Origin of the sequence: Alcaligenes parafaecalis (assembly GCF_026344135.1) — a bacterium.
GTDB classification, from domain to species: Bacteria; Pseudomonadota; Gammaproteobacteria; order Burkholderiales; family Burkholderiaceae_B; genus Alcaligenes; species Alcaligenes parafaecalis.
Window position 1 is genome coordinate 685,409 of record NZ_JAPKNA010000001.1, and the last position, 11,759, is coordinate 697,167.

Annotated in this window: 10 protein-coding genes; all 10 read right to left on the reverse strand. The window is 51.8% G+C overall.

What is annotated here, in order from left to right:
* Window positions 1-557 precede the first annotated feature (557 nt).
* Complete coding sequence (locus OSH09_RS03210; protein WP_266120133.1) at window positions 558-1,439, reverse strand: NmrA family NAD(P)-binding protein; 882 nt, start codon at window positions 1,437-1,439, stop codon at window positions 558-560.
* Window positions 1,440-3,041: 1,602 nt separating this feature from the next.
* The gene (locus OSH09_RS03215; RefSeq protein WP_266120134.1) at window positions 3,042-3,194 is read right to left on the reverse strand and encodes a hypothetical protein; all 153 of its coding nucleotides are present in this window, start codon (window positions 3,192-3,194) and stop codon (window positions 3,042-3,044) included.
* 80 nt (window positions 3,195-3,274) lie between these two features.
* A complete protein-coding gene (locus tag OSH09_RS03220) occupies window positions 3,275-3,508 on the reverse strand; it encodes a hypothetical protein (protein WP_266120135.1) in 234 nt (77 codons plus the stop codon).
* 554 nt (window positions 3,509-4,062) lie between these two features.
* Window positions 4,063-4,788 carry a hypothetical protein gene (locus OSH09_RS03225; protein WP_266120136.1) on the reverse strand — a complete coding sequence of 242 codons (726 nt, stop codon included), beginning with the start codon at window positions 4,786-4,788 and terminating at the stop codon, window positions 4,063-4,065.
* 36 nt (window positions 4,789-4,824) lie between these two features.
* Window positions 4,825-5,154 (reverse strand): hypothetical protein, encoded by a 330-nt coding sequence (locus tag OSH09_RS03230; RefSeq protein ID WP_266120137.1) that lies wholly within the window; start codon window positions 5,152-5,154, stop codon window positions 4,825-4,827.
* 164 nt (window positions 5,155-5,318) lie between these two features.
* Window positions 5,319-5,876 (reverse strand): hypothetical protein, encoded by a 558-nt coding sequence (locus tag OSH09_RS03235; RefSeq protein ID WP_266120138.1) that lies wholly within the window; start codon window positions 5,874-5,876, stop codon window positions 5,319-5,321.
* A gap of 566 nt (window positions 5,877-6,442) precedes the next feature.
* Window positions 6,443-7,759 (reverse strand): ParB/Srx family N-terminal domain-containing protein, encoded by a 1,317-nt coding sequence (locus OSH09_RS03240; RefSeq protein WP_266120139.1) that lies wholly within the window; start codon window positions 7,757-7,759, stop codon window positions 6,443-6,445.
* Between the two features lie 624 nt (window positions 7,760-8,383).
* Entirely contained in the window at window positions 8,384-8,860 is a 477-nt protein-coding gene (locus OSH09_RS03245) for a copper uptake system-associated protein (protein ID WP_266120140.1), read from the reverse strand.
* A 173-nt stretch (window positions 8,861-9,033) separates the two neighbouring features.
* Window positions 9,034-11,190, reverse strand: a complete 2,157-nt coding sequence (locus OSH09_RS03250; RefSeq protein ID WP_266120141.1) for a TonB-dependent receptor family protein — start codon at window positions 11,188-11,190, stop codon at window positions 9,034-9,036.
* Window positions 11,191-11,253: 63 nt separating this feature from the next.
* The gene (locus tag OSH09_RS03255) at window positions 11,254-11,682 is read right to left on the reverse strand and encodes a DUF2946 family protein (protein WP_323178703.1); all 429 of its coding nucleotides are present in this window, start codon (window positions 11,680-11,682) and stop codon (window positions 11,254-11,256) included.
* Between the last annotated feature and the right edge of the window lie 77 nt (window positions 11,683-11,759).

Here is an 11,759-nt window from a genome sequence, read left to right on the forward strand (position 1 = left end):
GCGCTATGGCGGGCCTTATTTTAGCTGTGGTGGGGGGAGACTAGCAGGAACTAGTGAGCGCTTATGAGCGCTTGGGCTGATTGCAGATATTGTTTAATTTTTTTAAATCAATAATTTGGCATCCGTTTACTTGTATAGGGTGTAACGGGGAGAAGGTTCCAATCCTTGCGTTCCGAGCAGATTTATCAAGGGCTTACAGCATGATTGTTGTAAGCCCTTGTTCGTTGTTTTCGAGGATTCGTTTTACGGTTCAGCTCGCCTTTTCAAGAGCGTGACCATTGTGCTTCTTCGGCACTGTTGGCCAGCTTCTGAACTTAGGCCAGCAGCTTGGATAACTCAGAGGATTTGTCGGACGCTTATACAATTCCCCCCATTTCTCTGTTGCCCGGCGCCTGCCTGAATATGAGGTAGCGTCAGGCGCCTTAAATCATCTGCTTGAGAATTTCTTCAAGTTTATCGATTAGGTAACAGCCTGACCTGTCCACCGATCGAGTTCAATGCAGTCGAAAGCTCAACTTTTGTGCTGCTTGTGTCAGTTTTAGCTTGAGCCTAAAACTTCATAGATTGGATTTACCGGCGTTTTTTACAGCTTTAGTAATGAACTCGGCAAGTGGTGTCTGACCGCGCACAGGCACATCGCCTGGTTCACAGAGCCCATCTACCAACTTCCTCGTCATGTTTGCAAATGATTCGGCGCTTACCTCAGAAAAACCCAATTGCAGGTATGCAGAGGTCCAGCCATCAGGTGGGATAACGGCAACTTCAACTGGAGTTTTCAGGACTTCAGCATAAGCGTTTGCAACGTCTTGAGCAGAATAGGATTGTGGTCCTTCGACATACTGTAACTTGGTGTTGTCTAGCGGTTCCATCATACGTTGTGCCGCTACTATCCCTAGGTCTCTTGGGGCGACCATTGGAATGGGTAAATCTGCTGGCAAAAAGCTTGGCAGCTTACCTGTGCGACAAACGGCCTCTATCATTCCAGCGCCAGTCCAGTTACTCATGTAGTATCCACCGCGGTTAATGACGCAGGGAATGGGTTGAGCTTTGAGGATTTGCTCGAACTCATGCAGTACGGTTAAATCGCCGCAATGCTGCCCGCTGTGCGCGCCGTAAGTCGATGTTGCTACGACTTTTTCTAAACCAGAGCCTTCTAGTGCTTGAGCAATAGCAGCAATACTAGCGCGTTCTTCGGCTTCCATATCGCCTGCTGGAGAGGCTGAAGGATTTAGTAGAAATGCACGTTTCCCAGTTTGAAATGCAGCGCGCAATGCAGCTACGTCACGAATGTCGATGGCCAGTACACTAGCACCTGCTGCCTGTAGTTGGGCTCCTTTGCTGATTTCTCGTGTGATTACGGCGACTTCTTGCCCCTGTACAAGCAGGGTCTTCGCCACAGCAGACCCTACCTGGCCAGTTCCACCAACAATGATGTGCATATATTTTCCTTGCAAATAGTCATCGGATAATAAATCTTAGGCCTTCCGTGATCAATGGAACTCCCATATCGATAGAGGTGTTTTTATTTGTTTTGTGATGCCCTGGAAGGGCTTATTCAGGGGCCACAAGCCGGGCATGACGGCCCTGAGCACATGACGCAAGCTAATGGTCGCTGTTTGGAGGTGGGTTTACACCTTGATAGCCGAATGCCAGCGCTCCTATGATTGAGTCTTCCGTCAGTGCATAGTTGGTGCGCATATGACGTTGAACGGCTGTAAGGCGGAGCGGAAGCTGACAGGAGCCGTTCTAGATGAATGCGACGTGAACAGACTGTTCAGGCTAGGTTCAGAGCCCAGTGCTCATAATGAAGACCGGCTGATATGTATCAGCCGAATCAGCCTCTAAAAGGAGCTTCACGATGAAACGCTCGACATTAGTTTGCGCTGTAACTATGGGTATGATTGGCTTATTGGGCGGCACAACCGCTATGGCACAAAAGCCAGTTCCTACCTCCCACACTTCTGCTTATTCTGCCCAAAAAGCGGCCCATACTGTCCATTCTTCTGCTCGTCCAGAGAAGCCACAAGCCCCAAAGCCAAAGCCAAAAACTCCCTAACTCAGTGAGTTGACCTGCTAAAGGGGGTGGATGTTACTTGGCCGTTTTCAGGCTACGTGGTCGGGATGAGTGCGACAAGATCTACACCTTTCGTTCCGACTGAATCTTCAAAGGCCTACAGCATTTTTGCTGTAGGCCTTTGTTCATTTCTGCAGGGCTTAAGGAGCTTGCTGCCTAGTTTTGTGGGTGCTTTTTGGGTATTGGTCGCCAGACGTAAGTAAACAAGCTATTTATTGGCTTATGACCTATTCTGTATTACTGGCCTGACATTTGTTGGGGCAGCCATTGACCAATGGAGGTCACAATGGACAAGAAAGGTAAACCGCCTAAAAAGGCAAGTACACGCAAGTCTGAGCTTGCCCCACTGCAAACAGGTTGGCCAGCTCAGGCTCCTAACGAGGGGATCAAGCGCGCCAGTGCTGCTCATGATCATAAACCCACCGGAAGAGGGGCGGCGCGGGGCAGATAAGCCCTTGAGACTCAAATGACTCTCTTTCAGCCTGTCACAGAAAGGGCCTGCAATATCATCATTGCAGGCCCTGTTGTTTGGCGTGAGCAACTATACACAGCGCGTTAGTCTTGAAAATCCTGCAACATGCCCGGCCATAGTTTGAAGCCCAGGCAAGAGCCCCATCGGTCACACTCATACAACCAAAGTGTTTTGCAGTTGGAGCATTGGTATAAAGATTTTTTTGCTTCACCTAGGCCTTTGGGTGATGGGCAAGCAACAGCCATAAAATCGTGCTTGAGGCTAAGTGACGAGGATAGGGGTAAAAGCTGGCACAGAGTACACAGACTCGGCTGGCCTTGATAGGGCATTTTTTCTCCTGAAGGGAATCGCTCCAGGCGAGGGCCAGGGGGGGGCGAAGTGTCTTTTATTGTTGTTTGCGCCGCCTGGGACGGATTTTCTTAGTAGGGCGAGCCGCTGCTTTATTGTTTGACGGTCGCATTGCAGACCCGTTGGGGCGAGTCTGCAAAAAGCTACTTATTTGCTTTTTGGTTGGTTCTGCGGTGCCTTGTTATCTTTCTGACCATCTTTCTTCTCGTCGGGATGCATGGCCGCTTTGCGATCGGGAGAGGGTGACGGGCTGTGGGGAGGAGCCTGAGGCTTGTTGGGTGAGCTTGTTGTTTGTGTCATGAGAAACTCCAATTGTGAATCAGTGCAGCAAACGAGGTGCGTTGAACGCACTACCTTATGCAGTGATGCACTGATAGTTATCAGTTAAAAATGGTTTGATCGTTTTGCGCTGGAGGAGGGGTGCGAGGTTTCTCGTCGCCCATGGACTCATCTTTTGCAGGTAGGGGTTGATCGTCTTCGCGGATCCGTTCGATTTCGGCGGGACGTTTGTCGCGTGGATCTGGGGTAATGGATTCGGCTGGGTCGGTGGCCGAGAGAAGGGGGAAGCGAAGCGAGTTAACTTTTCTTCCAATGGACCGGAGATTATGTGTCATAGGCACTCCTGCCATGACTGACGGGATGCATCTCAGGGAGTCTGAGCAACAGCGCCAGTAGCGCCTTCAAGGTGTCATCGAGAAGGTCTGAGTTCATACTAGGCTGATCCCGAAAATACCCACCATGCTAATTTGTAAATCATTGTATTTTAAGGAAAATATGAGTCTGTGCGCTTTGATTTAAACCAACTTGAAATGCTGGGGAGACCTATACTGAACGTTTATTCGACTGTCGGCCAGATGGGGGACCTATGAGTACAGAAACGTCATCAAGTGGGAGCTTATGGGATGATTTGTCCGCCAGCGAGCAGCCAAGGCTGTTGAGCAGTCAGGCTATCAAAAGTGTATTTGATAAAGCAGAAATCAGAACTTGAATTCAGCCGCTGGAAGCTCATTTCAAGCTGTTAACGTAATCACCCGTATGTCCAGGGGGGAGTCTCCCGAGCCTTGGCTGGTGTGGCGCGTGGGCGCAAAAAAGCCCGTTCTAGGACGGGCCTATTGTCAGCTGCAGGGGATTTCCGGGGCTTTACCCGCCACTGGCGAGTTAAGCCAGATCATGCTTTAAGAGGGATAACGCTCCACGAGGCGTACTGTCCAAAATTTGCCCTGCAATGTGGACAAGTCTCACTGAGCAAGGGGATGATTTGGTCGCAATTGGAGCATGTACCTTTAGGGCCAAGGTCAGTGAGCCGTTGGTGTTCCTGATGTGCCTTTTCGGCCTCCAGAATAGGGGCTGACCAGTTTGGCGGAGATGTTAGCCTCGTTTTGAAGGTTTCTGCTTCTGCGTCGGAAATAGTGCCACTGGCGAGTTGATCCTCGATCACTCTGACTCGTTCATGATGCCATTGAGTGTTTAAAAAGCGCAGTCGTACAAAGATACTACCTAAAAAGATGCGTAGGGCCGTGGGTTCCATCAGGCCGTAATGTAGATGAAGTTCCCCAAAGTTAGTAGTCAGAACAATAAATGTTTGCGTCATTTTTTTGCTGGTTAAGGCATTCAACACGCCTGCTATTGCCATCCCGGTGAGTGCTCCATCTACATCGAGTCCCCCTCCAATAAAACCTCCACCAGTGACCACTGTGCCTGGACCATTGACAGAGAGATCGGCAACTTCAATCAGAGAGAAGGGAATGGTTCTGGTAGCAGAGTTGCAGCTTACTGTGCCACCTTCAAAAACAAGATTGACACTATCACCCAGTAAAAAGGGAAATCCAGGAGCACCCAGTACGGTGCATTCATGAAGAATGGTCGGGGGGGGGGGGTGAGGACGAGTGTTCATCTGTCTGTGGCCGGTTAATTGCTTGAAAGGGTGGCCTTAAAACTGGAACTTTTGGGGAGCACCGGCTTCATTTATTTCCATCTCAATGCAACTTTCCAAAAGGGAATAACTGCCGCCGGTTGTGCGAGCAACGCGGTCACAATAAGCGCTGGTTTTGCTTGGGATAGATTCCCAAATCTTTTTCAGTTTGTTGTATGCAGTCTGCTCCATTTTGATGCATTCGTTTGTGATCATCGCCGATCCTCCTGAAACGGCGGAGACGCTTTCACAGTAGGTGTTTGGATCGTATCGTGGTAGGTCTGCTGCATGAGCGGCTGATGACATGCAAAAAGCCGCGATTCCGATCAAGGCGGTTCTCATCTTCATAATTTCTCCAATGATGATTTGCTTGTGAAGGTAAGGAGCCGAGTGGCCCCTTGTTTTACTTGCATTGTCTTTGCTATAGAAAGCTTTCCAGGGCGTATTTTATGCAGTGACTGAAGATAGCCCTGTCAGACAGGTGGTTGCGAGGCTAGGTGCCGATGTTTGGGTTATTTAGACTCTTCTATCAGAAGCGTCTTGAAATCCGCGTGGGTAACAAGTGCGCGGATTGCATCCTGAATGGCACCCAAGCCCGCCTGTGCTGTTTGATTGCATGCTGTTTCCCCATAAAAACTTGAGGTGTATTTGTGGGTGTTGCTGACGGCAATTGACTTTCCATTTGAGGAGCTAAGCTCCATGCCAACCGTCCATGTTCCGCCCATGGAGTCAAAGTCGAGGTTGGTCAGCCTGCCTGTTAGCTCAAGTGTGGATTCTTTTTCATAAATGTTCGCGATGATCAATTCGCTAATGAGCGCTTTGCGAACATAGTCGGCATAGCTTTCTCCGTCGGGTGTTTTGATGGGTCCGACTGCACGACACATGATTTCCCCTGGCTGACTGTCTTTGTTTGTCGGGCTGTCGTTACGGAAGTCTCCAACATTCGCCTTTACGTCACCTACAGCACGTAGAGCGACCACCGTATCGGTAGAGATGCTGTATCTTGGTACGGCATAAGTAGAGCAACCAGCCAATACGGCTGAAAGGGCTAAAATTGCGATTGTTTTCATGGTGCTATCTGACCTTTCTCTATCAAATTAAATTCTTGTTACTTGATTTCTAAAAAATAAGGAGCCGAATGGCTCCCTGTCTTCCCTTGCTTAATTTTTTCCACATCCGGATCTCCAGGCTTGAAGCATGTTTGCCGCCATTACTTTTTTCGTCAGATTTATATGCTCAAGATTGATGGGTTATGAAACTTCAGGATGTTTTTCTTGATTGAATTGTTGCGCATTTATCAATTTATTGATGTTGTTTCACAGAGCAGCCTGGTGTTTCCTTGCTCTGAGGCTAGTCGATCATAGCTATTTTTTTCTTAAATAGCGATGAAGGGATTTTGTTGAGTTTGATGAGTGCTTGGGTAAAGGGATTGCAGGCGGTATCAGACTTGTCGTGTCAAAGCTAAATATATTTGAAATCGGCAAAAATAACTTAGGCAATAACGTTGAAAAAGACGTTTTAAGGATAGTGCTCGCTTGTGTCGGGTGGGAGGAAGGCCAAGTTGTTGGAGTGCGTATAGTTAAATAAAAAGCCCGCATTGCGGGCTTTTTATTTAACTAGATCCTGAGTGGTTTAATTACCAACCCCAGCAAGTCCCTGCCGCAGGCTTGCCGCAGTTACGGTAGTTCACTGCAAACCAGAGTTTTCCCGCACCACGTGGGCTACCGTCGGATTTAACGTCATCGCGGGGCAGTTCTTCCAGGGTGTCGCGCGCTGTTTTAGTGACCGATTCACTAGCAGCGTCGGCTTCCAGGGCGATGCGGCCTAGCGCTGCCGCATCACGGTCCTCAAAGACCAGATCGGTATCGTTCAAGGCTGTCATTTTCAGGGCTGCATCCCGCACGGCAGCCGTGTAGCTGTCGTCTGAACCACCGGGTTTCAATGCCTTGTTCAGGGTGCTGGCGGCCAGGATTTGTGCCGGTGTGGCAGGTGGAGCCATCAGGTATTCGTCCAGCTTGGCCAATTGGCCCCCTGAAGCCTGGCGGCGTAGCCAATCGCCCCACAGAAACTCCGCGTATTCAGGCAAATTGCCATTGTTATAAGCAATGTCGCGGGTGAAGTACACCAGGGAGCGATAGCGGTCTTCCTGCATGCCTCCGGCTTCTTTTTCGCTGGCAAGGCCGACACGGGTGGGAAGTTGCTCGACAGTAATGGCTTGGTTTTGCCCGTCGCGCAGCCAGACCAGTTTCTCTTTGCTCATGCGCTCCCAAAAGGCGGACGCTTCACGAATATCACTGTAATTGGCGCTGACTTTGACCCAGACGGGGAGTTTGGGGCCGCCGTCAGAGATCTCGCGCAGGGAGGAGAAGGTATGGTGGCCATCGGTCAGGTACAGATTGCCGTCCCAGCCTACGACCACGGTTTTAAGGTTCTCTGTTTGCGAACCCAGAGGGTCTTTGCACAAGTAGGTCGTGGGTTGATCCAGGCGGGCTGCCTGTACTTCGGCAATAGTCAGAAATTTCTGTGCTCGCTCGGTGCCGCCCATGTCTTCGCAGTAGTCGTCAAACTTTTTGCCGATCGTGCGATTCAGATAGTCCAGTTGCTGCTTGGGATTGTTGGCCCATGTTGAGCGATCCAGATCACCTTGCCAGCGCCCGAGCTTGTAGTAGACCTGATCGTAGCCAATGGCCGCTTGGGTGGGGTGCAGTTCGTCGATGTGCACTTTAATCACATCGCCTGCTTTGCTGTTCAGATAGGCGGTGTTGCGGGGTGGTTCTGGTGTTGGCTCTTCGGTGACTGGGGGCGTGACGACGGGAGCTTCGGGAGAGTTGTTGCCGCCGGTGCTGGAGCCGCTGTCGCAGGCCGCCAGGGCCAGAGGGAGCAAGGCAATGCCCAGGGCGCGCAGGAGCTGCTGTCTGGCGTGAACGAGAGTGTGCAGGGAAGCGAGAGTCATGGTCCGTTGGGGGGATTTTGTTGGAAGATCCTAGATCATGAGGGATGGGTATTGCCGGAACATTGCATTCAGAAACATTCAGGGCTTGTGCTGGTTGTGATCGGATACGTGGCGGGATGTCTTTGATGCGCTGGAAATTGTGACGAGCTTGCTCAGTCCCCTCTGCGTTTGGCTGAATCCCGTAAACTATCCACGCTTAAATTAAATTGATAAATCACTTCCAGGCAGTGGGAGCTGGTTTTAAAAGGTTATTAATGTCGCTCTACAAAAAAGCCTGGCTGTTTACCTTGTTCAATGTCGTGTTGTTGGTCGCTTTGTATTTTGGGCTGCCGGTGTTGGACCGTGTGTTTGGGACTCTCGGGTTTTTGGTGTTTGGCTTCTACATTCTGGGTCAGGGGCTGGTGGCGATGACGGCTTTTAGTTGCCCACAGTGTGGCTTGTCACCGTTTATGGGCAGCCAGAGCTTGTTCACTAGTTATTCGCCATTTCCACGCAAAAAGTGTGGTCAATGTGGGCATGACCACACTCAGACTGAGTAGAGTAATGGCGATCCGGCGATCCGGCGATCCGGTGCGGGGATGCCTTACTGACTCAGTCCTTGCGCAGTGGGTTCTCTTTCGGGGCTTAGCTTGGGTGATGGTTGTGATCCACCACCATGTTCTCGCCAAAAGTAGAGAATTTAGCGGTGACCTCAGCAGGCAATTTGGCCTCTGCTTCGCTGGTGTTCTTGACCAGGCGTTCCGCCGCATCTGCATTCATCCCCGCCATGGTCAGGGTTTCCACATCGTTCAAGCCGTCGCCTCCGCACATATGCACATTCCATTCACCATGGCGATTTTTTAGCAACGCACGGCCGCCACGCGCTAATTGTGTCCATCCGGCCAAGGCGTAGTCGCCTTCGATCACGATAGGCTCTACGGAGAGGGGCGCTTCAGGGCTATCCCAAATCGCCTTCATGGCGTGTGTAATGCGATCTGCTTCTGTAGGTGCAGCGCGAGTCACGCCCGACAGGGAAGCGAACAATATGAACAGCGCCATGGCGAAGAAAAAACCATGCAGCGTCACCTTGATAGTTTGGCGAGCTTGTAAACCTGTTTTCATAAAAACTCCTTGTTTCTTAAGCTGATAAAGGACAGGGAGGGGCTTTCGCCCCGAGCAGAAGGCTCATCTGATTTCCATTCACACATGAATGGGTTCCCAGGCCTTCAACAATCAGTCGCTTCAATTGGAAAGTCATGCCGTAGCCCTTGGAGAGGTGTTGAAGAAAGGTGTGATCAGTACTGGATCTGGACGCCCGCAAAGACGGCTCGTCCAGTACCCGGCTCGAACAAGGGCGAGGAGGCCGTTGCATAGTCCGTGATGCTGGCACTGGCGATGTAGCGGCGGTCTGTCAGATTGCGGCCATCTATATAGAAAGAGTAGGGGCCGTGTTCCCAACCGGCTCGCAAGCCCAGCAACGCATAGGAGCTGGTCTTGGTCGTGTTCGCGTTATCGACGTAATAGGCCTGTGGCACCCATTCCACGTTGGGGCCAATGTGAAAGCCCGACGGGTGTTTGTAGATGATCTCTGCCCGCAGATAGTGCTTGGGTACTCCGGGCATTTGATTGCTGTTCCAGTCCTGATCATTGTCGAACTTGAAGTTGCTGTAGGTGTAGGCGCCTTTGATGTCCAGACTGTCCGTTTGCAGACCTTGTACAAACAGGCCACGGCCTGCTGTCCATTGCAGACCCAGCTCCAGGCCTTGATGTGTTGTGCGGTCTGCGTTGACCGTCTTATCGCAGATGTTCCAGGGGGCGCTGATGCATTGCAGCTCATTTTTGATGCGCGCATGGTACAGCGAGACGTCCCAGACCAGGTCTCCGCTTTCTCCTCGGGTGCCTATCTCGAAAGTGGTGGCGCGTTGTGCTTGCAGGCGATCCAGATCATTGCTGGTCGAGAAGCTCATGTCATCAAATGTTGGCGGCTCGGCGCTGCGTGAGATATTGCCGTAGATTTGCCATTGTGGGCCCGCGTCCCACAGCAGGCCCAGCTTGGGACTGAAGAAGTTGTAGCTCTTGTCCCCGGAGCGTGTGGTGGGCAGGCCACCGTTATAAAGGTCCTGACGCTTGCGTTCGGCGTGCAGGTATTGCAAGCCGGTAATCAGGGATAGATCAGGGCTAAGGCTCCAGGCGTTTTCAGCGTAGGCCGTCAGGTTGTTGGCTTTGTCTTTGCTGGCGGACAGCTTCTCCAGTCGGTTCCCGCCAGCGTTTACGGAGTTTTGTGCATCGATCTTGCCTGCCGACCAGGTCAAGCCCAGTGTGAATCGATTGTCTCTGCCTGCAAGTGGGCTGGAATTGACCAGTCTGCCGTAGGCGCCGTAGCTGGTGGTGTCTCTGTCAATAAATTGATAAATAGGATGCCGCAGCGAGCTTTGCTCAAACCAGCCACCCAGTTCATATTGGGTCTCCCCGATGACCATAACGGTACGATTGGCAATACGTCCTCCATCCAGATTGAGCTGCCAGTCGTGTTTTTTATTCTCTGTGGCGGCTTGTCGTGGCTTATTCAGCGCTTGATCGCGGCTGACCGAACCGGGAATCTCTTGATGGATTTGATAGCCACTCAGGTAGAAGCGGGTTTCTGCCTGATCTGATAGCCGCCAGCCCAAGTTTGCGCTGGCTCGCAAGGAATGGCCTGCGCTTTGTTCACGATACCCATCTTGAGTTTGCCAGGAACCAGACACCATTCCATCCAGTTTCTCGCCAGCGAAACCACTGCTGAGTTGCACGCGTCGCCAGCCAAAACTACCTGCATCCAATCGTCCTTGAAACGCATCAGCATCCCGGCCTGTAGGGGTGACGAAGTTGATGGCTCCGCCCAAGGTAGCGGCTCCGTACTGCAGGGCATTGGCACCTTTGTAGACCTCGGTATAACGGTATGCTGTTGGGTCGATACGGTGAAAATTGCTGCTGCCGTCCGGGTCATTCAGCGGGATGCCATCTTGATACAGGCTGATGCCACGAAGATGGTAATAGCGTGACAAACCTGAACCACGTATGGACAAGCGTGCATCATCTCCCCATTTGGGCTGCGCAAAGACCCCTGGCGTGTAATCCAGCATGTCTTTGACCGTGGCGGCTTTGCTATCACGCCAGGCGCTGTCAGGCACCAGGGCGACTCCTCCGGCGGTTTGTTCAAGGGTCTTTTGAGCTGTCTGCAGATCAGGAACCGTCAGACTTTTACCGCGCTCTGGCGTGACGATCACAGGTGCCAACGTCGGCGTCTGCGCGTGGGCAAGTGTTATCCAGGAACTGAAGCACATCAACGCCAGCGCGAGAACGCAGATTCGTACTTGTGAGGAGGGACCCGGGCTGTGGGTCAAACCGACAGCGGGCAGCAAAGGGGAGGCCTGCACAGCGCGGGCCTGTGCAGAAACACAAAAAATGGACATAAAAAAACCTTGTAATGATTTCGCTGACAATCGACCGCCCAGGAGGCAGTCGGCTACGAGAGATCAAACAAGGTTGGCAGGGGGAGCGCGTGACCCTAGAGGTGGCCCCAGCGCAGGCAGAGGTGGCAGGGTTTGATTGCGGTGCACCAGCAGCAAAGGCTGGTGGGCTACCGGAGCATCCAGGTTTGCCAGAGCGGTGCTGGGCAAGGCCACTTGGGACAGAACCAGGGCGTAAGGACACTTCTGGATATCCGCATGGTCATTGGATGGTGGTGGGTCGGCCTGTCCTGTCAGGCTCATCCAGACCGTGCTGGGTGTTCCACCGGGTGCACAAAGCGTGACGGAAAAGAAGCCGTCCTGCTTGCCAGAGCTGTCCGGCATGTAGCCCGCTGGAACTAGCGAACGGCACAGAAATGACAGGATTGCCAGGCAAAACAGAATTTGCCAGGCTACGCCATTCTTTGCAGGAGAGCAGTGCCGTTGGACAGACATGGCGCGATTGTATTCCAACTGATTCTCAATTGGATTTGATTTACGTAATGGTCTGACTCAGAAATTAATGATGGATC

What these genes read in the sequence shown, in the direction of transcription:
- OSH09_RS03255 (WP_323178703.1), bottom strand. Translation starts at nt 11,682, where the DNA reads ATGTCTGTCCAACGGCACTGCTCTCCTGCAAAGAATGGCGTAGCCTGG.
- OSH09_RS03245 (WP_266120140.1), bottom strand. Translation starts at nt 8,860, where the DNA reads ATGAAAACAGGTTTACAAGCTCGCCAAACTATCAAGGTGACGCTGCAT.
- OSH09_RS03220 (WP_266120135.1), bottom strand. Translation starts at nt 3,508, where the DNA reads ATGACACATAATCTCCGGTCCATTGGAAGAAAAGTTAACTCGCTTCGC.
- OSH09_RS03235 (WP_266120138.1), bottom strand. Translation starts at nt 5,876, where the DNA reads ATGAAAACAATCGCAATTTTAGCCCTTTCAGCCGTATTGGCTGGTTGC.
- OSH09_RS03210 (WP_266120133.1), bottom strand. Translation starts at nt 1,439, where the DNA reads ATGCACATCATTGTTGGTGGAACTGGCCAGGTAGGGTCTGCTGTGGCG.
- OSH09_RS03240 (WP_266120139.1), bottom strand. Translation starts at nt 7,759, where the DNA reads ATGACTCTCGCTTCCCTGCACACTCTCGTTCACGCCAGACAGCAGCTC.
- OSH09_RS03225 (WP_266120136.1), bottom strand. Translation starts at nt 4,788, where the DNA reads ATGAACACTCGTCCTCACCCCCCCCCCCCGACCATTCTTCATGAATGC.
- OSH09_RS03215 (WP_266120134.1), bottom strand. Translation starts at nt 3,194, where the DNA reads ATGACACAAACAACAAGCTCACCCAACAAGCCTCAGGCTCCTCCCCAC.
- OSH09_RS03250 (WP_266120141.1), bottom strand. Translation starts at nt 11,190, where the DNA reads ATGTCCATTTTTTGTGTTTCTGCACAGGCCCGCGCTGTGCAGGCCTCC.
- OSH09_RS03230 (WP_266120137.1), bottom strand. Translation starts at nt 5,154, where the DNA reads ATGAAGATGAGAACCGCCTTGATCGGAATCGCGGCTTTTTGCATGTCA.